The 21,400-nt window shown below is 60.2% G+C and carries 21 protein-coding genes; 13 read left to right on the forward strand and 8 right to left on the reverse strand.

Annotation, left to right across the window (positions count from 1 at the left end; genetic code table 11):
* Positions 1-6: 6 nt before the first annotated feature.
* Positions 7-321, reverse strand: coding sequence for a PTS sugar transporter subunit IIB (locus DTA24_RS05715; RefSeq protein ID WP_002914979.1), 315 nt, complete (start codon positions 319-321; stop codon positions 7-9).
* A 177-nt stretch (positions 322-498) separates the two neighbouring features.
* On the opposite strand from DTA24_RS05715, the gene DTA24_RS05720 reads away from it, so the two are divergent.
* The 4 genes from DTA24_RS05720 to DTA24_RS05740 all read left to right on the forward strand — a co-directional run bounded on the left by DTA24_RS05720 (position 499) and on the right by DTA24_RS05740 (position 7,026).
* Positions 499-1,770, forward strand: a complete 1,272-nt coding sequence (locus tag DTA24_RS05720; RefSeq protein WP_004151052.1) for a PTS sugar transporter subunit IIC — start codon at positions 499-501, stop codon at positions 1,768-1,770.
* 262 nt (positions 1,771-2,032) lie between these two features.
* Positions 2,033-3,370, forward strand: a complete 1,338-nt coding sequence (locus DTA24_RS05730) for a maltoporin (protein ID WP_023323180.1) — start codon at positions 2,033-2,035, stop codon at positions 3,368-3,370.
* A 12-nt stretch (positions 3,371-3,382) separates the two neighbouring features.
* On the forward strand, positions 3,383-5,575 hold the full coding sequence (locus DTA24_RS05735; RefSeq protein ID WP_123836587.1) for a CBM35 domain-containing protein: 2,193 nt from the start codon (positions 3,383-3,385) through the stop codon (positions 5,573-5,575).
* Between the two features lie 50 nt (positions 5,576-5,625).
* On the forward strand, positions 5,626-7,026 hold the full coding sequence (locus DTA24_RS05740; RefSeq protein WP_032731143.1) for a glycoside hydrolase family 1 protein: 1,401 nt from the start codon (positions 5,626-5,628) through the stop codon (positions 7,024-7,026).
* Positions 7,027-7,079: 53 nt separating this feature from the next.
* Here DTA24_RS05740 and flhA read toward each other — a convergent pair whose 3' ends face one another.
* The 6 genes from flhA to hypA form a co-directional block, all read right to left on the reverse strand.
* The gene (flhA, locus tag DTA24_RS05745; RefSeq protein ID WP_008806189.1) at positions 7,080-9,152 is read right to left on the reverse strand and encodes a formate hydrogenlyase transcriptional activator FlhA; all 2,073 of its coding nucleotides are present in this window, start codon (positions 9,150-9,152) and stop codon (positions 7,080-7,082) included.
* 184 nt (positions 9,153-9,336) lie between these two features.
* Positions 9,337-10,347 carry a hydrogenase expression/formation protein HypE gene (gene hypE / locus DTA24_RS05750; protein WP_110196515.1) on the reverse strand — a complete coding sequence of 337 codons (1,011 nt, stop codon included), beginning with the start codon at positions 10,345-10,347 and terminating at the stop codon, positions 9,337-9,339.
* Entirely contained in the window at positions 10,344-11,465 is a 1,122-nt protein-coding gene (gene hypD, locus DTA24_RS05755; RefSeq protein ID WP_012967355.1) for a hydrogenase formation protein HypD, read from the reverse strand. The genes hypE and hypD overlap by 4 nt, the downstream gene beginning before the upstream one ends.
* The gene (locus DTA24_RS05760; protein ID WP_002914934.1) at positions 11,465-11,737 is read right to left on the reverse strand and encodes a HypC/HybG/HupF family hydrogenase formation chaperone; all 273 of its coding nucleotides are present in this window, start codon (positions 11,735-11,737) and stop codon (positions 11,465-11,467) included. The genes hypD and DTA24_RS05760 overlap by 1 nt, the downstream gene beginning before the upstream one ends.
* A complete protein-coding gene (gene hypB / locus DTA24_RS05765; RefSeq protein WP_008806186.1) occupies positions 11,728-12,600 on the reverse strand; it encodes a hydrogenase nickel incorporation protein HypB in 873 nt (290 codons plus the stop codon). Before hypB ends, DTA24_RS05760 begins: the two co-directional genes overlap by 10 nt.
* A gap of 3 nt (positions 12,601-12,603) precedes the next feature.
* Positions 12,604-12,948 (reverse strand): hydrogenase maturation nickel metallochaperone HypA, encoded by a 345-nt coding sequence (hypA, locus tag DTA24_RS05770; protein WP_012540763.1) that lies wholly within the window; start codon positions 12,946-12,948, stop codon positions 12,604-12,606.
* A gap of 209 nt (positions 12,949-13,157) precedes the next feature.
* Between hypA and hycA the strand changes: the two genes are divergently transcribed.
* The 9 genes from hycA to hycI all read left to right on the forward strand — a co-directional run bounded on the left by hycA (position 13,158) and on the right by hycI (position 20,962).
* The gene (gene hycA, locus DTA24_RS05775; RefSeq protein ID WP_042946759.1) at positions 13,158-13,607 is read left to right on the forward strand and encodes a formate hydrogenlyase regulator HycA; all 450 of its coding nucleotides are present in this window, start codon (positions 13,158-13,160) and stop codon (positions 13,605-13,607) included.
* A gap of 82 nt (positions 13,608-13,689) precedes the next feature.
* The gene (locus DTA24_RS05785; RefSeq protein WP_012540764.1) at positions 13,690-14,298 is read left to right on the forward strand and encodes a 4Fe-4S dicluster domain-containing protein; all 609 of its coding nucleotides are present in this window, start codon (positions 13,690-13,692) and stop codon (positions 14,296-14,298) included.
* Positions 14,295-16,121, forward strand: coding sequence for a formate hydrogenlyase subunit 3 (gene hycC / locus DTA24_RS05790; RefSeq protein WP_012967357.1), 1,827 nt, complete (start codon positions 14,295-14,297; stop codon positions 16,119-16,121). Before DTA24_RS05785 ends, hycC begins: the two co-directional genes overlap by 4 nt.
* A 2-nt stretch (positions 16,122-16,123) precedes the next feature.
* Entirely contained in the window at positions 16,124-17,047 is a 924-nt protein-coding gene (locus DTA24_RS05795; RefSeq protein WP_046882467.1) for a respiratory chain complex I subunit 1 family protein, read from the forward strand.
* 16 nt (positions 17,048-17,063) lie between these two features.
* A complete protein-coding gene (gene hycE, locus DTA24_RS05800; protein WP_004151044.1) occupies positions 17,064-18,773 on the forward strand; it encodes a formate hydrogenlyase subunit HycE in 1,710 nt (569 codons plus the stop codon).
* A gap of 9 nt (positions 18,774-18,782) precedes the next feature.
* The gene (locus DTA24_RS05805; protein WP_032731138.1) at positions 18,783-19,325 is read left to right on the forward strand and encodes a formate hydrogenlyase complex iron-sulfur subunit; all 543 of its coding nucleotides are present in this window, start codon (positions 18,783-18,785) and stop codon (positions 19,323-19,325) included.
* On the forward strand, positions 19,325-20,092 hold the full coding sequence (locus DTA24_RS05810; protein WP_064189542.1) for an NADH-quinone oxidoreductase subunit B family protein: 768 nt from the start codon (positions 19,325-19,327) through the stop codon (positions 20,090-20,092). Before DTA24_RS05805 ends, DTA24_RS05810 begins: the two co-directional genes overlap by 1 nt.
* Positions 20,089-20,499 carry a formate hydrogenlyase maturation HycH family protein gene (locus DTA24_RS05815; protein WP_002914887.1) on the forward strand — a complete coding sequence of 137 codons (411 nt, stop codon included), beginning with the start codon at positions 20,089-20,091 and terminating at the stop codon, positions 20,497-20,499. The genes DTA24_RS05810 and DTA24_RS05815 overlap by 4 nt, the downstream gene beginning before the upstream one ends.
* On the forward strand, positions 20,492-20,962 hold the full coding sequence (gene hycI / locus DTA24_RS05820) for a hydrogenase maturation peptidase HycI (RefSeq protein WP_008806179.1): 471 nt from the start codon (positions 20,492-20,494) through the stop codon (positions 20,960-20,962). Before DTA24_RS05815 ends, hycI begins: the two co-directional genes overlap by 8 nt.
* Here hycI and DTA24_RS05825 read toward each other — a convergent pair.
* Positions 20,959-21,267: a SymE family type I addiction module toxin gene (locus DTA24_RS05825; protein WP_012967361.1), complete on the reverse strand. Its 309-nt coding sequence runs from the start codon at positions 21,265-21,267 to the stop codon at positions 20,959-20,961. The genes hycI and DTA24_RS05825 overlap by 4 nt on opposite strands.
* Between the last annotated feature and the right edge of the window lie 133 nt (positions 21,268-21,400).

Genomic DNA, 21,400 nt, shown 5'->3' on the forward strand with positions numbered 1-21,400 from the left:
CTTTCCTTAGTTCTTGTTTTCAATGAGGGAAAGGGCGAAATCGAGGACCGCGGCGCCTTTTTGCATGCCGTAGTCCATCATATTGATGGGTTCGACGCGAATACCGTATTTATCCGCCTGTTTTTGCAGATCCTGCTGCATGTATTTCACCTGCGGCCCTAGCAGCACCACCTGATAATGGCCAACCTGTTCGGCGAACTCCGCTACGCCATAGGCATTGATCTCTACCGGCAGGCCCCGCTGTTCGGCTTCGGCAATCATTTTTTTCATCAGCAGGCTGGTGGACATGCCTGCCGAACAACACAACATAATTTTTTTCATAAGTACCGCTCCTGATGAGGTTGGATGAGCGGACTATAGTCAAAATGGATGCATTACGGAAAGCGCTTTCCGTTTGTGGATTTATTAATTGTGACCATGATCACCTATGGCAGGCTTTCACTTTCCGGTGTTGTGGGCGATCATCCCGGCGAGACAACCATTCGCAAAGGTAGGAGTATGAACATTCAGTTAATGAATGTGGCCGTGGACATCATCGAGCAGCGGCTGGCGCCGCTGGCGAATGTTCTGACGCGCAACAACCACATTACGGCGATGCGCGATAGCTTTGCGCTGGCGATGCCCTTTGTGATTGTTGGCAGCCTGTTGGTGCCCATTTTGTTTCCGCCCGTTTCCATAGACGGCGCCTCGCGTTTCGGCCAGGTCTATTTGCTACTGCGGCCTATCCTGCTGCCGACCTTTCAGCTAACCATTGGCCTGGTGGCGCTGATTGTCGCCTTCGGCGCCAGCGCCAGTCTCGCCAAGCAGTACCGTCTGCCGGAACGGCTCTGCGGTTTAACCGGGTGTCTGGCTTTTCTGCTGTTTATCGGCTTTCGCGAGACTGCGGTGAGCAATGTTTATCTCGGCGGTATGGGGATATTTACCGCTCTGATATCCAGCACCTATTCCATTGAGATAATTCGCTTTTTCTACAAAAAAGGCTGGTGTATTCGCTTGCCTGATGAAGTGCCGCTGATGACCCGCAATGGCTTTCAACTGCTGATCCCGCTGCTGGTGGTGATGCTGTCGATAAGCGTGATGAATGCCATACTGCTGCAGACCACCGGACGCATCGTACCGGAGTTGATCAGCGAAGCGGTGCGGCCGCTGGTGCTGGCGTCCGACACGCTGATGGCGGTACTGATCTCTTTATTTATCTGTAACTTACTCTGGTTTATCGGTATCCACGGCGCGCTGATCATCACCGGGATCATGAACCCCTTCTGGATGACCTATCTGTTTGAAAATCAGCAGGCGCTGGCGGCGGGTTCGCCAACGCTGCCGCATATTTATCTGCAGGGGTTCTGGGATTTTTACCTGCTGATCGGCGGTATTGGCTCCACTTTGCCGCTGGTGCTGATGGCGATGCGCAGCCGCTCGCGGCAGCTGAAAAGCGTGGCAAAAATTGGCCTGCTGCCGTCGCTGTTTAATATCAACGAGCCAATACTGTTTGGTTTTCCGGTAATCATGAACCCGGTTTTTTTACTGCCGTTTCTCTTTGTTCCGCTGATAAATGCCTGTATCGCATGGTATTTAACTCAGCTGGGTATCCTCGACCGCGCGGTGGCGATGCTGCCATGGTCGATGCCTTCCCCGCTGGGGGCAGCATGGTCGGCGAACGGTAGCTGGAAAAATTTGTGCATGAGCCTGTTCGCGATGTTTAACGCCTGGATGCTCTATCGCCCCTTCTTCAAAGTGTACGAACGCCAGCTCGCGGAAACCGAACGCTGACCCCCTCGCCGTCGGCGGCTTATCCCCCGGCGGCACTCATTCACCTGCTCCTCCTTCCGCTCTGCTGCCGGCTCCCGGCGGCATTCTTGTTATTTTATGTGATCAGTCTCACGAATATATTCGTCGCGGAGCGAATTTTGTGAACCAGATAGGCAATTATGGAAAGCGCTTTCCATTAACGGATGTACATTTCCATTTTTGATCCGTAAATTTCCCCTCCGTTATCGGTTCGTGTTAACAAACATAACGTGGGAAAAAAATAATGATAAAGCTGAAACATTCAATACCTCTGGCTCTCCTCTCGCTGGCAGGGGCCAGCAGCCTGGCCTGCGCCGATCCGAAGTATGATTTTGCGCTGCATGGCTATATCCGCTCCGGGATCCTGGCGAACTCCGATGGCAACCGCGCGGACTCCGTCGGCCTGATGCCGGACGGTAAGTGGCGACTGGGCAACGAAGAAGACACCAAGATCGAACTGATCCCCACCGTGACGCTGACGGCGGACAGCGGCGTGGTGGCGAAAGTGCAGGCCAACCTCACTCATCAGTCGAAATGCACCTCCGACTGGAACTGTCAGGATGACGATGGCCATGACGTACAGTTTCGCGAAGGGTTCGCCGAGCTGAGCAATCTGGATTTTGCGCCGGAGATGACCTTCTGGGCCGGTAAGCGCTACAGCAGCTCCAACACCTCCAGCCATCAGTTCGACTGGGAGTACATTCAGTACAACGGCACCGGCGGCGGCTTCGACAACATGGATCTCGGCTTCGCCCGCTTCGACGCCGGGGTGTACGCCTTTTCACCCACCGATGAAACCAAAGCCTACCCGGTGGATAAGGGAGATCAGGGCTACCCGGATGACTATTCCCTCAACCTGTGGCTGAAAAAGATCGCGGGGACAGGCTTCGATCTGGAGCTGATCGGCCACCATATGAACCGTAACGAAAACCACCCGACTTCCGCCGAGAAGGGCTATGGCGTGACCGGTATTTATAACTTTGACGGTTTCTATGGTCTGACCGGAGGCTACTCCCGCCTTGCATTGCAGTACGGGAAAGGGCTGGCGGCGGGTGACTCACTGGGTAAAAACGGCTGGGGATGGGCCAATCTGGAAAACACTCAGTCCTGGCGAGTGGTGCTGGATAGCGTGGCCTCGATGGGCGACCTGGATATCTCGACCTTCGCTTTCTGGCAGAAAGATAAAAACTACCGCTGGTGGACGGAAGATGACCATGGCTGGGGACGCTCGATGTGGGTCGCCGGTATCCGCCCTTATCATCAGATTACCCGCAACTTTGCCATGCAGTACGAGCTGGGCTACGAATACCTGGATGACAAAAACTACAAAGGGGTAAACGGCAAAGGCAAAGGCGGCCTGACCAAAGTCACCGTTGCGCCAACGCTGACCTTTGACTCCGGTTTCTGGGCACGCCCGCAGCTGCGCTTCTTCGTCACCTACGCGAAGTGGGATAAAGGTGTCTCCGATGCGCTGGACGGCAACTACAACTGGGATACCAATACCATCACCGCGGGCGGGTATTCCCGCAGTGGCTCTACCGACACCGTTAACTTCGGCGTACAGGCCGAGGTCTGGTTCTAAGGAGAGACAACGATGAAGCCGATGAAAAACCTGCTGCTGATGGGGCTGCTGTCCGCGCTGGGGGCCGGCGGGGCGCTGGCCGCCGAGCGCTCGCACTTTACGCACTTTATCACTCGCGACGGCGCCACCCTCAAGGACGGCGACAAGATGTTTCGTTTCGCCGGGATCCACGCGCCGGAGCTGCACCGCATTGAAGACGACGCCCGCGGCCCCTGCAGAGCAGACCCGCGCGGCTGGGGACAATACTTTAAATGGCCAACGGCGCAGGAGCAGCAAAACTGGATCCAGGCGATGGTGCAAACCGGGGCGAAAGCCCAGCGCGTCTACGTGCTGTCGGTGCAGCAGGAATTTGATAAAGCCTGCGGGCGCGAGACCCATATTCTGGCGCCGGAAACGGCGGACGGCATGCCGCGGCTGAATGAGAAAGCCATGCGGGTGTATGACAACATGATTGCCGAAGCGGATAAACAGGGATTGCGACTGATCCTGCCGTTTATTGACCACTGGTGGTGGTGGGGCGGGCGTGAGCAGCTGGCGGCGTTCTACCACGAAAAAGCGGAAGACTTTTATCGGACCGATAGCAAGACCTTCAAAGCCTATCTGGATGTGATCCGCCAGGTTATCACCCGGACAAATACTGTCACCGGCCGCGCCTATTATGATGAAAAGGCGATCATGGCCTGGGAAACCGGTAACGAGCTGGAGGATACCAACGCCGATTTCCTGCATCAGACCGCGGCGTGGATTAAAAAATGGGCCCCTCATCAGCTGGTGGTAGATGGTACCTATAAGAAAATCAATTCCTTTGCGCTGACCGACCCCAATGTGGATATCGTCAGCAATCACTATTACACCAATGCCGATAATAACCATCCCGGGCAGGTGACGCAGGATCTGCGCGCCGTCGGCGGGCAAAAAGTCTATCTCGTCGGCGAGTTTGGCCTGCTGCCGGCGGATCAACTGAACGCCATTATGCAGTCGATTGTTCACAGCGAGGTCAACGGGGCGCAAGCCGCCGGCGGGCTTATCTGGGGCTTCCGCGGCCATCGTCACGACGGCGGCTTCTACTGGCATAAGGAGTCGACCGGGCACTACAGCTACCACCTGCCGGGGTTTGCCAAAGAAGGCGAAGCGAACCAGGAGCAGGCGGTGGTCGATCTGGTGCGCACGGCCGCGGCGCAGATGGCCGGGCAGCAGACGATGGCGCCGCTGCCGAAGCCGGACGCGCCTTTGCTGCGCGAGACCACCTCGCCCTTCGCGATCAACTGGATGGGAGCCGCGGTAGGACGCAGCTACGATGTTGAACGCGCCGACTCGCCGACCGGGCCGTGGACGGTGGTGGGCCGGGATATCTCCGATGGCGTTAACGAATGGAATCCGGAAACCATGGTTCTGTTCCGCGACGATTATCGTCAGCTTCAGCTCGGGCATACGTACTACTACCGGGTGACAGCGAAAAACGAGAGCGGTCATTCGGCTCCTTCCAATGTGATTAGCGTGCAGCATAGCGAGGAGAATCAGCCGCCGGTTGTCACGCTGGAACCGGCCCTAACCACCACGCAGGACCAGGGCGTCGAGCTTACGGCCAGCTGGCAGGACGATGGCCTGCCGTCGCGAGAGGTTAAGGTGGGCTGGCAGCACGCCGGTGAGGGACAGGTGCATTTTTGCCATGCCGATCGGGCTCAAACCCGGGCCTGGTTTACGGCGCCAGGTACCTATGCGCTGACGTTCACGGCGGACGATGGGCTGCTGAAAAGCAGCAAAACCGTGACCGTGACGGTGGGCGAAGCGACGGGGAAAGCGCCAGCAGATTTTTGTCGTTATTACGGCGAAGTTTATGGCGTGGCTGAGGGTCGGCTGACGGTGATGAAGAGTGATAAAGACGCGCTGACAGTTGGCGAGGACGGCTTCCTCGGCCCATTTGCCAACGAGGGGGATAAGATCGGCTGGCAGGTGCAGGCGCCGTGGAGCGGTCAGTTCCTGCTCAATGTAACCTTCAACGGCAAATGGGGCGATAAGCAGAACTCATTTGTCGTCAACGGGGGCGCTCCGCAGGCCGTGGCCTTCCCGCAGACGGATGAGCAGGGCCAGCAGTTGCGGATACCGGTGACGCTTAACGCGGGGACTAATCAGATTGACTTCGGCCGCTTCGCCGGCGACTGGGGCTATATGTTCATTAAATCGATCGAAGTGGTCGCAGAGTAGTACGTTCAGGCTGCGCCAGACGGGCGCAGCCTTTTTTCGAAGGAGAGGTTATGCAGCAATATCAGTTTCCGCAAGGGTTTCTATGGGGGGCGGCGGCGTCCGGCCCGCAAACGGAAGGGGTCACCAATAAGCGCCATCGTTCCATCTGGGATAGCTGGTTTGCCGAACAACCGGAGCGATTTTATCAGCAGGTAGGGCCGCAAACCGTATGTGATACTTATCATCAGTATCCGCAGGACGTGGCGCTAATGAAACAGACCGGCTTCAACTCGTTTCGCACCTCAATTCAGTGGTCACGACTGATCGCTGATTTAGAAACCGGTGCGCCGGACCCGGACGCGGTGCGTTTTTATCACGCCTATCTCGATGAGATGATCGCCAACGGCATTGAGCCGATGATCAATCTCTACCACTTTGATATGCCGGAAGCGCTGCAGAAACAGTACGGCGGCTTTGAATCGGCGCACGTGGCCGAGCTGTTTGCCCGCTTTGCCCGCACCGCCTTTAGCCTGTTTGGCCATAAGGTTAAATACTGGATAACCTTCAACGAGCCGATTGTGCCGGTTGAGGGGGGCTACCTGTACGACTTCCACTATCCGTGTAAGAAAGATGGCCGGCTGGCGGCGCAGGTGGCGTTTAACATTATGCTGGCGCACGCCAAAGCGGTAACGGCTTATCGTGAACTGGCGCTGGTGGGCGAGATCGGCGTGGTGCTCAACCTGACCCCGAGCTATACCCTCACCGACAGCGACGCGGATAAAAAAGCCGCCGGGTATGCCGACCTGTTTTTTAACCGCAGCTTCCTTGACCCGCTGGTAAAACATGAATTCCCCAAAGCGCTGTGCGAGATCCTCGCCGCCCACGACTGCCTGCCGACGACCAGCAAAGACGACGTGGCGTTGATCCTCAGCGCGGATATCGATTTTCTTGGGGTGAACTATTACGTGCCGCGGCGGGTAAAAGCGCGTGAGGGCGAATATGATCTCGATTATTTCACCCCGGAATACTATTTCGAAAACGCGGTGAACCCGCAGGGCCGCTTTAATCCCTATCGTGATAACAACGAGATCCTGCCGCAGGCGATCTATGACATTGCCGCCAATATTCGCGATAACTACGGCAACATTAAGTGGTATCTCGCGGAAATCGGCATCGCGATGGATCGACAATCAGAGGGAGAGCCCGGGGCGGACGGGGTGATAGACGATAATTTCCGCATCCAGCTGATGGAGGAGCATCTGGTGCAGCTGCACCGCGCCATTGCCGACGGTGCGAACTGCTTTGGCGTACACCAGTGGACGTTTATCGACAACTGGTCGTGGATCAATGCCTTCAAACGACGCTACGGCTTCTGGCGACTGGATCTGGAGACCGGCGAGCGACAGATAAAACGCAATGCGCTGTGGTTTGCCGAACTGGCGACCAGCAACGGTTTTACCAGCGATAAATAGCGCGCTGCGCCAGCGCTCCCTCTCACCGGCGCGGAAAGGGGGAGCGCACGAGGTTACACCAGTTCGTCTTTATTAATACCCAGCCGCTTCATGCGCGACAGGAGCGTGGTGCGCTTGAGCCCCAGCCGCTGGGCGGCGCCTTTCGGCCCGGCCACCACGCCGTTGCTCTCCTTCAGCACCCGGACGATCAGCTGATATTCATCCTCACCTTCCTCAGGCAGGACCGCCGGCGTTCGAGGAACTTCCACGATCTCCCGCTCCGGCAGGGAGAGCTGCAGTACGTTGCCGCGGGTGAGTAACACAGCCCGTTCGATAACGTTTTCCAGCTCGCGCACGTTGCCCGGCCACTCCATCCGCGTCAGGGTGCGCAGGGTTTCCGCCGGAATGCTGTCGATGTTGCGCCCCATGCGGCGGGCGATTTTAAAGGTAAAGGCCTTCACCAGCAGCGGAATATCGTCGGGACGTTCGCGCAGCGGCGGCAGGTGGATGGGGAACACGTTGAGCCGATAGTAGAGATCGCTGCGGAATTCCCTGTCGATAACCATCTGCTTGAGATCGCGGTTGGTGGCGGCGATCAGCCGGACGTCGGTCTGGATCAGCTTGTTGCTCCCCAGACGTTCGAACTCCTGCTCCTGGAGGACGCGCAGCAGTTTAGGTTGCAACTCCAGCGGCATATCGCCCACTTCATCAAGGAACAGGGAGCTTTTGTCCGCCAGCTCGAAGCGGCCGATACGCTGGGCGCTGGCCCCAGTGAACGCGCCGCGTTCGTGGCCGAACAGATCGCTCTCCAGCAGCCCGGCGGGCATCGCGGCGCAGTTCATCTTCACCATCCGTCGACCGTTACGCCCGCTGAGGTTGTGGATAGCGCGGGCGATAAGCTCTTTACCGGTGCCGGTTTCGCCGAGGATCAGCACGGTGCTGTCGCTGTGCGCCACCATCTCGACCTGTTTGAGCACATTGTTCATCGCCTCGCTGCGGCCGATGATCTCGCCGAATTCGCTCTCGACATTATTGAGCTGCTCGGTGAGGGCGAGGTTCTCATCCACCAGCCGCTCTTTCAGGCGCTGAATTTCGCGGTAGGCGAGGGCGTTATCGATAGCGATCGATACCCGCTCGGCGATCTGCCGCAGCAGCTTGAGATTGGTGGTGGTGAAGACCTGTTCGTCGCACTGCGCCAGCTTCAGCACCCCGAGCAGGGTATTGCCGGACATCAGCGGCAGCAGGCACAGGGTCTGGATCTTATTGCCCCACATCTCGAAGAGCATTTTCTCATACGGCGCGAGGGTGTCATGCTCGTGCAGGTTGAGCAGCAGCATCTCTTTGCTTTTGAACACGCGCTCGGTGAGGGTACCTGCTTCATCCACCTCGCTCTGGTCGTGGACGGGATGGCTGGCGTCAAGATAATGCGTGGAATAGATGTTGAGCTTCCCTTTGCGGTCGCTGCGCAGCACCACGCTGATGGCGTCGATCCGGAAGTAGCGATGGATCTCTTTCGCCACCTCGCTGACCAGCTCGTCGATATCCAGGCGTGAGAGCACCGCGTTGGTGATCGCCACCAGGATGCGAAAGTTGTCGCGCTCGTGGCACAGCAGATCGTAATCGACGTTATTGCTGACCCGGTTCTGAATTTGCTCGGTGACGACGGCGACGATCTGCGTGAAGGTATGCAGCCGCTGGAACTCTTTCTCGCTCCACGGCCGGTTGTCACGGCGCAGAAATTCACAGCCGCCGAAGATCCGCCCATCAGCCGCCAGCGGCAGCAGCGAGTAGTACCCGAACGGGCGATAAAGCCCGCTGCGGATAAGCTGCGGCCAGGTGTCGGCAAAGGTCTCGTGGTCGCAATGCAGGGCATCCGGCCGGGAGAGTAAGCGGCGCACCGGACCGTGGGCGAGCACGGTTTCGTCCTCGTAGCTCACCGGGTGACCGGCTTCATCGCAGGCGTACCTGGCCGCGCGGTGGTTACCCGCGTTCCACAGGATGATGGCCGCCTCGTCGGCGAGCGCAGACTGTTGCACCAGGCGGGTGAGAGTTTCGCTCAGCGCGGCCAGATCGGGCTGCTGTAATAAAAGCCGGGTGATATCGAACAGCCCTTGCTGACCGAGATCGCTCATCGGTGTATACGACATTGCTTACGTCCAAAACGCGCCGACAACGTGGCGCATAAGAAAATGATGGTACAAATAATAGTATGTTAATAAAGCGGTTATTGCCGCTTTAACCCCGGCTCGCGCTGCGCTTAGCCGGGCTACGAGCGCGCAGTTTTGTAGCCCGGATAAGGCGCCAGCCGCTATCCGGGACCCGACGCCGTCGTTAACAAATTCTCGGCAGCGGCTCGGCGTGGGGAAGATCGAGCGTACGCTTCACGCCGTACAGCCCAACGGAACGCACGCCCGGGCGGTCGACCACTTCGCCGATTATCGCCGCATCGCGTCCCAGTGGGTGAGACCGCAAATGCGCTAGCACGTTTTCCGCGGCCTCGCGGGCGACGGCGAGCACCAGTTTGCCTTCATTGGCGAAGTTCAGGGCGTCCAGCCCAAGCAGTTCGCAGACGCCGCGCACCGTATCGTTGACCGGCAGCGTTGCCTCCTGCAGTTCGATGCCGCAGCCGCTGGCGGCGGCGAACTCATGGGCGACGGCATTGACCCCGCCGCGGGTGGCGTCGCGCAGAGCTTTCACTCCACTCAGTGGCCGCAGGGTCTGGATAAGCGGCGTCAGCACCGCGCAATCGCTGGACAGCGCGCCGTCCAGCCCCATCTGCTCGCGCAGGTTAAGGATGGTGGCGCCATGATCCCCCAGCGTGCCGCTGACCAGTAGCACATCACCGGCGCTAATCTGCTGCGTCCCCCAGCGAACGTCCGCCGGGATGGCGCCGATGCCGGCGGTGTTAATAAACAGCTTATCCGCCGCGCCGCGCGGCACCACTTTAGTGTCGCCGGTGACGATGGCGATCCCTGCCGCCCGGGCGGTGTCGGCCATGCTGGCGACCACCGCTTCCAGGGTGGCCATCTTCAGCCCCTCTTCGAGAATAAAGCCGCAGGAAAGATAGCGGGGGATGGCGCCGCTGACCGCCACATCGTTGGCGGTACCGCAGACGGCCAGCTTGCCGATATTGCCGCCGGGAAAGAACAGCGGGTCAATCACGTAGCTGTCGGTGGAGAAGGCGAGGCGGTCCCCCTGGGCGGCGAGCGCCGCCAGATCGAGGCGCGCCTGATCCTCCTGCTCCGCCAGCCAGGGGTTGGCGAAGGCCTGCATAAACAGGTCGCCGATCAGCTGCTGCATTGCCTGACCGCCGCTACCGTGGGCTAACTGGACGCTTTTCATGCTTCATTTTCCTGACTGCGATATTGATACCAGGCGGCGCAGGCCCCTTCTGAGGAGACCATCAGCGCGCCAAAGGCGCTTTGCGGATTGCAGGTGCGGGCGAAGAGCGGGCACTGGTGCGGTTTACAGCGGCCGGTCAGCACCTCGCCGCAGCGGGCCCGCGGGTCGTCGCACACGCGCTGCGGCGCCGGGCGGAAATGCGCCTCGGCATCGAAGCGCTGATAGGCTGGCGTAAGCTGCACGCCGGAGTCGCTAATGACCCCCAGGCCGCGCCATTCGCTGTCGCCATCCAGGCGAAAGACGTCGGCCATCGCCGCTTGCGCCAGCGGGTTGCCGGCATCCGGCACCACGCGACGGTACTGATTTTCCACATCGCTGCGCTGCGCTATTGTCTGCTCAACCAGCATCACCGCGCCTTGCAGTAGATCAAGCGGTTCGAAACCAGCGACCACTAAAGGACGATGATAGTCGCTGGCGATAAAGCCGTAGGCTTCGGTGCCGATCACCATACTGACGTGGCCCGGGGCGAGAAAGGCGTCGATACTGTTGTCCGGCTGATCCAGCAGGCTGCGCAGGGTCGGCAGCAGGGTGATGTGCTGGCAAAAAAAGTAGAAGTTATCGACGTTGCGCTCCCGCGCCTGACGCAGGGTGAGGGCGGTGGCGGGCATGGTGGTTTCGAAACCGAGGCCGAAAAAGACCACCTCACGCTGCGGGTTTTGCTGCGCCAGCCGCAGGGCGTCCATCGGCGAGTAAACGATGCGGACATCGGCGCCGCGGGATTTCGCCTGCAGCAGCGAGCCGTTTTTACCTGGCACGCGCATGGCGTCGCCGAAGGTGCAGAAGATGACCCCCGGACGGCTGGCAATCTCAATGCAGGCATCGATGCGCCCCATCGGCAGGACGCACACCGGGCAGCCTGGCCCATGAATAAATTCGATATTCTCCGGCAACAGCTGGTCGAGCCCGAATTTAAAAATGGCATGAGTATGGCCGCCGCAGACCTCCATGATGCGTAGCGGTCGCGCGGCGGTGTGCGGCAGCAGACGCGCACGCTGCTGAAGATGCGCCACCAGCTGCATCACCTGTTCGGGGGCGCGGTATTCGTCAACGTAACGCATTATCGCTCCTCGCCATACAGCAGCGCGCCGACGTCCGGCTCCACATCGAACATATTTTGCAGCGCCTCGAGAGTGTCGCGCGCTTCGGCTTCATTGATCACGCTCATGGCGAACCCAACGTGCACCAGCACCCACTGGCCGAGACGCGGCTGACCCTGCTCATCAACGGCACCGACCAGCGTCAGGTCGACGTCGCGCTGAATGCCACAGACTTCCACCTTCGCCAGCACGCCGTCGATGGCGCAAATTTGTCCCGGAATGCCTATGCACATCGCTGCGTCTCCAGCCAGGTGAGCCACTGCTCCATGCCTTCGCCGCTGGTGGCCGAGAGGAGAATAATCTCAATATGCGGATTGACCTCACGGGCGCAGGCCAGGCACTTCTCAACGTCGAAATTGAGATACGGCAGCAGGTCGACTTTGTTGAGCAGCATCAGGCTGGCGGCGGCAAACATATGTGGATATTTCAGCGGTTTGTCTTCGCCTTCGGTGACCGACAGCACCGCCACCTTATGGCGTTCGCCGAGATCAAAGCTGGCCGGGCAGACCAGGTTGCCGACGTTTTCGATAAACAGAATGCCGTGGTCAGCCAGCGGCAGGCGCGGGGCGGCGTCGGCGATCATCTGGGCATCGAGATGGCAGCCTTTCCCGGTATTGACCTGAATCGCCGGGGTGCCGGTGGCGCGAATGCGGGCGGCGTCATTGACCGTTTGCTGATCGCCTTCAATCACCGCGCAGTCGGCGCGTCCTTTCAGCCGGGTGAGGGTTTCGGTCAGCAGGGTGGTTTTACCGGAGCCGGGGCTGGAAACCAGATTCAGCACCAGCTGCTGTTTCGCCGCAAAGCGTGCGCGGTTGCGCGCCGCCAGACGGTTGTTTTTATCCAGCACGTCGATCTCCACTTCCAGCATCCGCCGCTGGCTCTGCCCCGGGGCGTGAGTCCCAGCCTCTCCATGGCCGTAATGCAGGTCGCCCTCTGGCGTGCGGGTGGGGGCGAAGTGATCGGTTTTGACACCGGTGATGGTCATCGTCTGGCGTGGGGCGGGCGCGAAGGGGGCGCTGCGGAACGCGGAATGCGGGTTTCGTTCGTCTCCTTCAATATAGAGGTTGCCTTCGCCACAGCCGCATGTTGTACACATAGTTTACTCCAGTTCTAAACGCTGAATCTGTAAGCCGTCATCCGCCACGATCTGTAGCTGGTCGTTATTGCAGAGCGGGCAGCGGCGGACGTGCTGCGAGACAAGATGGACGTACTGCTGGCAGCGTTCGCACCAGCATTCAGCCTGTTGTTCGGCGATATGCAGTTCGCACCCCTCCGCCAGCGTGCCGCGGCAGACCAGCTCAAAGCAGAAGGTCAGGGCGCTGGCTTCCACGCAGGAAAATGCGCCGACCTTGAGCCACACGCCGGTCACCCGTCGCGCGCCGGCCTGCTGCGCCTGTTGTTCAATAATTTCCAGCGCCCGCTGGCTGAGGGTGATTTCGTGCATAGTCGCCTCCGTATCGCAATGCGCCTTGTATGCAATAACGATGCCAGAATGAAATCGTCGTGGCCGGCAATGTCGATGTCGACGCCCCGGGGCTGTCATCGACATGTCGCGTCGGCAGGGATGAATACAAAAACATAGTTAAATCAATTAAATAAAATCTGGCATGAAAAATGCTTAGAGGGTGCATCTCATGCAACGGAGAAACCGATATGACTATTTGGGAAATAAGTGAAAAGGCGGATTACATCGCCGACCGTCACCGGCAGCAGCAGGAGCAGTGGCACATCTACTGTAACTCGCTGGTTCAGGGGATCACCCTGTCGAAGGCCCGCCTGCATCACGCGATGAGCTGCGCGCCGGATAAAGAGCTGTGCTTCGTGCTGTTCGGCCATTTTCAGGTGTTTGTCGCGCTGGCGGAAGGCTTTAACAGCCACACCATCGAATACTACGTCGAAAACAAAGGCGGCGGTGATAAGTACCTGATTGCTCAGGCCTCGCTGGCGGCAGATGGCACGGTGGACGGGCGGATCAGCAACCGCTCCCGCGACCAGGTGCTGGAGCACTATCTGGCGATTATCGCCACCGTCTATGACCGTCTGTATGACGCCATGGAGCAAGACCAACCGGTGGATTTAAGCCATCTGGCCCTGACCCACTGATCGCGAGGTGTCGACATGTGTCGAAAATGACACCTGCGCAACCTGATTTCGTCAAAAATGACTTTCACCCGAGGATGACCCGGTGAACCGTTTTGTAATTGCTGACTCCACTGTCTGTATCGGCTGCCGCACCTGCGAAGCCGCCTGCTCTGAGACGCATCGCCAGCACGGCCTGCAGGCTATGCCGCGGCTGCAGGTGATGCGTAATGAAAAAGAATCGGCACCGCAGATGTGCCACCACTGCGAAGATGCTCCCTGCGCCACCGTCTGCCCGGTTAACGCCATCCAGCGCGTCGATGGCGCCGTCCAGCTCAACGAGAGCCTGTGCGTAAGCTGCAAACTGTGCGGCATCGCCTGCCCGTTTGGCGCCATCGAATTTTCCGGCAGCCGTCCGCTGGATATTCCGGCCAATGCCAATACCCGACTGGCGCCCCCCGCGCCGCCGGCGCCGGCCCGTGTCAGCTCGCTGCTCGACTGGGTGCCCGGCGTGCGCGCCATTGCCGTGAAATGCGACCTCTGCCACTTCGATGACCAGGGCCCGGCCTGCGTGCGGACCTGCCCGACCAACGCGCTGCTGTTGGTGGATAGCCGGGATATCGCCCAGGCCAGCAAGCGTAAACGCCAGCTGACCTTTAATACCGACCTTGGCGACTTGTCGCTGTTCCAGGCGCAACAGGGGGAGAGGGAATGAGTGTAATGGGATTAGTCAATCAGGCGGTGATGTGGTACGCCGCCAGCGCCGTGCTGGCCTTTGTGTTTGCCATGCGTAAACCGCTCAGCGGCGCTATTGCCGGGATCGGCGGCGCGGTGGCCAGCGCCATGCTGGTGGTTGCCGGCGGCGCAGCGCTCTTGATGCCGGAACGGATCCACGGCGGCATGCTGCAGTTTCTGCATCTGACGATGCGGGTGGGCGGTGTCAACGCGCTGTGGCTGCTGGCCATCGGCCTGTCGGCGCTGCCGGTGTCGCTGTTCAATATTAGCTGGCATCGCCATCCGCAAGTGAAGGCCAACGGCCTGCTGGTCAACCTGCTGCTGGCCGCCGCCACCTGCGCGGTGGTGGTGACCAATATCGGTTCGCTGGTGGTGATGGCGGAGATCATGGCGCTCTGCGCGGCGTTTCTCACCGGCTGCGCCGCTTCCGGTAAGCTGTGGTTTGCCCTGGGGCGTCTCGGCACGTTGCTGATGGCCTGGACCTGCTGGCTGGTATGGTCGACCTACGGCACCCTCGAGCTGGCGCAGATCAACCTGCAGGCGGTGGATATGATGCAGAACCCGCTGCTGTGGCTACCGGGGCTGGTGGGTTTCGCCCTGCTGGCCGGGGCGATCCCGCTGCACGGCTGGGCGCCGCAGGCTCACGCCGGGGCCAGCGCGCCGGCCGCCGCGCTGTTTTCCACCGTGGTGATGAAGGTCGGTCTTTACGGCATGCTGACCGTCTCGCTGGCCGGCGGCGTGCCGCCGCTGTGGTGGGGCGTCATGCTGCTGGCGCTGGGGATGATCACCGCCTTTATCGGCGGGCTGTATGCCCTGATGGAGCATAACATTCAGCGTCTGCTGGCCTATCACACCCTCGAGAACATCGGCATCATCCTGCTGGGGCTGGGCGCCTTTGTTACCGGCGTGGCAACCCGCAACAGCACGCTGATGGTGCTGGGTTTTATCGGCGGCATGTATCACCTGATTAACCACAGCCTGTTCAAAACCACGCTGTTCCTCGGCGCCGGGGCGGTGTGGTTCCGTACCGGCCATCGCGATATCGAGAAGCTGGGCGGCATCGGTAAAAAAATGCCGTTGATCTCCCTCGCCATGCTGGTAGGACTGATGGCAATGGCGGCCCTGCCGCCGCTGAACGGCTTCGCCGGCGAGTGGGTTATCTACCAGTCCTTCTTCAAAATGAGCACCGGCGACCTGTTTATTGGCCGTCTGCTGGGGCCGCTGCTGGCCGTCGGCCTGGCGATCACCGGCGCACTGGCGGTGATGTGTATGGCGAAAGTCTATGGCGTGACCTTCCTCGGCGCGCCGCGGACGAAAGAGGCGGAAAACGCCACCTGCGCCCCCTGGCTGATGACCCTGAGCGTAATACTGGCGGCGGTCTTCTGCCTCGTTGGCGGCATCGCCGCGCCGTGGCTGCTGCCGCTGGTGAGCGGCGCCTTCCCGGTGCAGGCTCAGGTATCGAGCGTGGTATCGCAGCCGATGATCGCGCTGCTGCTTATCGCCTGCCCGCTGCTGCCGTTCCTGCTGATGATCTTCTTTAAAGGCGATCGCCTGGCGGCGCGCTCGCGCGGCGCGGCGTGGGTCTGCGGTTACGACCACGAGCAGTCGATGGTGGTAACGGCCCACGGCTTTGCCATGCCGGTGAAAGAGGCCTTTGCGCCGTTGCTGAAGCTGCGTCACTGGCTGAACCCGGTGCGTCTGGTGCCGGGCTGGCAATCGGCCTCGGCGCCGGCGCTGCTGCGCGGGATCGCGCTGGTTGAGCTGGCGGTGCTGGTGGTGATTGTCATTTCGCGAGGAGCCTGAGAATGAGTCTGTTAATTGCATTGCTACAGGCGCTGGTGCTGTTTGCCGTCGCGCCGCTGTTGTCCGGGATCGTTCGCGTCGCCCGCGCGCGGCTGCATAACCGCCGCGGACCGGGGGTACTGCAGGAGTATCGCGATATCCTGAAACTGCTGGGCCGTCAGAGCGTCGGTCCTGACGCCTCTGGCTGGGTGTTCCGCCTGACGCCGTACGTCATGGTCGGCGTGATGCTGACCATCGCCACCGCGCTGCCGGTGGTGACGGTGGACTCTCCGCTGCCGGTGCTCGGGGATCTCATCACCCTGATCTACCTGTTCGCCATCGCCCGTTTCTTCTTTGCTATTTCCGGTCTGGACACCGGCAGCCCGTTTACCGCGCTGGGCAGCAGTCGCGAAGCGATGCTCGGCGTGCTGGTGGAGCCGATCCTGCTGCTGGGCCTGTGGGTGGCGGCGCAGGTCGCCGGCTCGACCCATATCAGCACCATCACCGATACCCTTTACCACTGGCCGGCGGCGCGCAGCATTCCACTGATTCTGGCGCTGTGCGCCTGCGCCTTCGCCACCTTTATCGAGATGGGCAAACTGCCGTTCGATCTGGCGGAAGCGGAGCAGGAGCTGCAGGAGGGCCCCCTGTCGGAATACAGCGGCAGCGGCTTTGGCATCCTGAAGTGGGGCATCAGCCTCAAACAGCTGGTGGTGCTGCAGATGTTTGTCGGGGTCTTTTTCCCGTGGGGCCAGATGACCAGCTTCAGCGTCGGCGGCCTGCTGTTGGCGCTGGTGGTCGCTGTCGTCAAGCTGGTGGTCGGGGTGCTGATTATCGCGTTGTTTGAAAACAGCATGGCGCGTCTGCGTTTTTGTGCCACCTCCCGCGTCACCTGGGCCGGGTTTGGTTTCGCCTTTTTAGCTTTCGTCTCCTTGCTGGTGGCGTGATTAAGAGAGTTTGAGCATGTCTGAAGAAAAAATCGGTCAACACTATCTTGCGGCGCTGCACCAGGCCTTTCCGGGCGTGGTGCTGGACGAAGCCTGGCAGACCAAAGACCAGTTAACCATCACCGTGAAGGTCAACTACCTGCCGGAAGTGGTGGAGTTTCTCTACTACCAGCAGGGTGGCTGGCTGTCGGTGCTGTTCGGCAACGATGAACGTAAGCTCAACGGCCACTACGCGGTCTATTACGTGCTGTCGATGGAGCAGGGCACCAAATGCTGGATCACCGTGCGCGTGGAAGTGGACGCCAACAAACCGGAATATCCGTCGGTGACGCCGCGCGTCCCGGCGGCGGTGTGGGGCGAGCGCGAAGTGCGCGATATGTACGGCCTGGTGCCGGTCGGCCTGCCTGACGAACGTCGTCTGGTGCTACCGGACGACTGGCCGGACGAACTCTATCCGCTGCGCAAAGACAGCATGGACTATCGCCAGCGTCCGGCGCCGACCACCGACGCGGAAACCTACGAGTTCATTAACGAGCTCGGCAGCAAGAAAAACAACGTGGTGCCGATCGGCCCGCTGCACGTCACCTCTGATGAACCTGGCCACTTCCGCCTGTTCGTTGACGGCGAGAACATTATCGATGCCGACTACCGCCTGTTCTACGTCCATCGCGGGATGGAAAAGCTGGCGGAAACCCGCATGGGCTATAACGAAGTGACCTTCCTGTCGGACCGGGTGTGCGGCATCTGCGGCTTCGCCCACAGTACCGCTTACACCACCTCGGTGGAGAACGCGATGGGCATCGTGGTGCCGGAGCGGGCGCAGATGATCCGCGCCATTCTGCTGGAGGTGGAACGCCTGCACTCGCACCTGCTGAACCTCGGTCTGGCCTGCCACTTTACCGGCTTTGACTCCGGCTTTATGCAGTTCTTCCGCGTGCGCGAAACCTCAATGAAGATGGCGGAAATTCTCACCGGCGCGCGTAAAACCTACGGCCTGAACCTGATCGGCGGGATCCGCCGCGACCTGCTGAAAGAGGACATGATCCAGACCCGTCAGCTGGCGCAGCAGATGCGCCGCGACGTGCAGGAACTGGTGGATATGCTGCTCAGCACGCCGAATATGGAACAGCGTACCGTCGGTATTGGCCGTCTGGATCCGGAAATCGCCCGCGACTTTAGTAACGTCGGCCCGATGGTGCGCGCCAGCGGCCACGCCCGCGACACCCGCGCCGACCACCCGTTTGTCGGCTACGGCCTGCTGCCGATGGAAGTCCACAGCGAGCAGGGTTGCGACGTAATATCTCGCCTCAAGGTGCGGATCAACGAGGTTTATACCGCGCTGAATATGATTGATTTCGGTCTCGATAACCTGCCGGGCGGCCCGCTGATGGTGGAAGGGTTCACCTATATTCCGCACCGCTTCGCACTGGGCTTCTCCGAGGCGCCGCGCGGCGACGATATCCACTGGAGCATGACCGGCGACAACCAGAAACTGTACCGCTGGCGCTGCCGGGCGGCGACCTATGCCAACTGGCCGACCCTGCGCTATATGCTGCGCGGCAACACCGTTTCCGATGCGCCGCTGATCATCGGCAGCCTCGACCCGTGCTACTCCTGTACCGACCGCATGACCGTTGTCGACGTACGCAAGAAGAAGAGCAAAGTGGTGCCGTACAAAGAGCTGGAGCGCTACAGCATCGAGCGTAAAAACTCGCCGCTGAAATAAGGAATCGCCATGTTTACCTTTATTAAAAAAGTTATTAAGACCGGCACCGCGACGCACGCCTACCCGCTGGAGCCGATGCCGGTAGACAAAAACTTTCGCGGCAAGCCGGAGCATACGCCGCAGCAGTGTATCGGCTGCGCGGCCTGCGTGAACGCCTGCCCGTCGAACGCCCTGACGGTCGAGACCGATCTGACCACTAAACAGCTGGCGTGGCAGTTCAACCTCGGGCGCTGCATCTTCTGCGGCCGCTGTGAAGAGGTGTGCCCGACGGCGGCGATTAAGCTGTCGCCGGAGTATGAGCTGGCGGTGTGGAAGAAAGAGGATTTCCTCCAGCAGTCGCGCTTCGCTATCTGCCACTGCCGGGAGTGCCAGCGTCCGTTCGCGGTGCAGAAGGAGATCGACTACGCCATCGCGCTGCTCAAGCATAACGGTGATACCCGCGCCGAGCTGCACCGCGAAAGCTTCGAAACCTGCCCGGAATGCAAGCGCCAGAAATGCCTGGTGCCGTCCGATCGTATTGAACTAACCCGCCATATGAGGGAGGCCAGCTGATGAGTACTTTACTTGGCCCGCGCGATGAAAACGGCATTCCCGTGCCGATGACGGTGGATGAATCCATCGCCAGCATGAAGGCCTCGCTGCTGAAGAAGATTAAACGTTCGGCCTACGTCTACCGCGTCGACTGCGGCGGCTGCAACGGTTGCGAAATTGAAATCTTCGCCACCCTTTCGCCGCTGTTCGACGCTGAACGCTTCGGGATTAAAGTGGTGCCTTCGCCGCGCCATGCCGATATCCTGCTGTTTACCGGGGCGGTGACCCGCGCCATGCGCTCCCCGGCGCTGCGCGCCTGGCAGTCGGCGCCGGATCCGAAGATCTGTATCTCCTACGGCGCCTGCGGCAACAGCGGCGGCATCTTCCACGACCTGTACTGTGTCTGGGACGGTACCGATAAAATCGTACCGGTCGATGTCTATATTCCGGGCTGCCCGCCGACGCCCGCCGCCACCCTGTACGGCTTTGCTATGGCGCTCGGCCTGCTGGAGCAGAAAATCCATGCTCGTCTGCCAGGCGAACTCGACGAACAGCCGACCGAGCTGCTGCATGCCGATATGGTGCAGCCCCTGCGGGTGCGCATCGATCGCGAAGCGCGGCGTCTGGCGGGCTATCGCTATGGCCGGCAGATTGCTGACGACTATATGCGTCTGCTCGGCCAGGGCGACAGCCAGGTGCTGCGCTGGCTGGAGGCGGAGAAAGATCCGCGTCTGACCGAGATCGTCACCCATCTCAACCAGGTGGTCGAGGGGGCGCGTATCCGATGAGCGAGACGGTGGTGTTCAGTCAGCTGAGCCGTAAATTTATTGATGAGAACGACGCCACGCCGGATCAGGCGCAGCAGGTGGTCTATTACAGCCTGGCGATTGGCCACCACCTCGGCGTCATCGACTGTCTCGAGGCGGCGCTGAGCTGCCCGTGGGACGCGTATCTGGCATGGATCGCCACCCTTGAGGCCGGGAGCGCCGCGCGGCGCAAAATGGAGGGTGTGCCGAAGTATGGCGAAATCGTCATCGACAGCAGCCATGTGGCGATGCTGGCCAACGCCTTTGATAAAGCGCAGTCCGCGCAGACCCCGCAGCAGCAGGCGTGGAGTAAAACCCTGCTCAGCATGCTGCATGATATTCACCAGGAGAGCGCCATCTATCTGATGGTGAGGAGATTACGTGACTGACGTTTTACTCTGTGTTGGCAACAGCATGATGGGCGACGACGGTGCCGGCCCGCTGCTGGCGGAGATGTGCGCGGCGAACCCGGCCGGCCAGTGGGTGGTCATCGACGGCGGCAGCGCGCCGGAAAACGACATCGTGGCGATCCGCGAATTACGCCCCGAACGCCTGCTGATTGTCGATGCCACCGATATGGGCCTCAACCCCGGCGACATTCGCGTCATCGACCCCGACGACATCGCCGAGATGTTTATGATGACCACCCATAACATGCCGCTCAACTATCTGGTCGATCAGTTGAAAGAGGACGTCGGCGAGGTGATTTTCCTCGGCATTCAGCCGGATATCGTCGGTTTTTATTATCCGATGACCCAGCCGGTAAAAGAGGCCGTTGCCCGGGTGTACCAGCAGCTGGCAGACTGGCAGGGCCAGGGCGGCTTTGCCCGGCTGGAGGCTGAAGACGATTAACCCAGCGGCGAACCGGGCTCTCCGCCGGCGCACGACTGACCTGCCGGGAGCCCCGTTCCCGGCGGCGCCAGCTCAAGATTCTCTATCACTAATTTCCCGGGTGACACCGAGACTCTGACCTGCGTGCCGACCGGAAACCCCGCCTGCTCCAGCCAGTCGCCGTTCAGGTTCAGGGCTGCGTGGCGGGTGTAGCGCCGCGTCTCCCGCGTTTTGCGGTCTTCATGGCGTTTTCTGACATATCCCACGGTTAACTGGCGAATGGCCCTGGCTATCCCTCTGGCTGCGGTAGTGTGCTGTGCGCTCATGATGTGCTCCTTGCTGAAGATACCCCTGTAAAAGTACTGGATAAAATACCAGTTATTGTGAACAGGAGGCAAACCAGAAACTGGAATCAGGCTCGAGAAAAAAGCATGTAATAGATGCAACAGAAAGCAGACG

The organism is Klebsiella sp. P1CD1, assembly GCF_003790505.1.
Lineage (GTDB): Bacteria > Pseudomonadota > Gammaproteobacteria > Enterobacterales > Enterobacteriaceae > Klebsiella > Klebsiella variicola.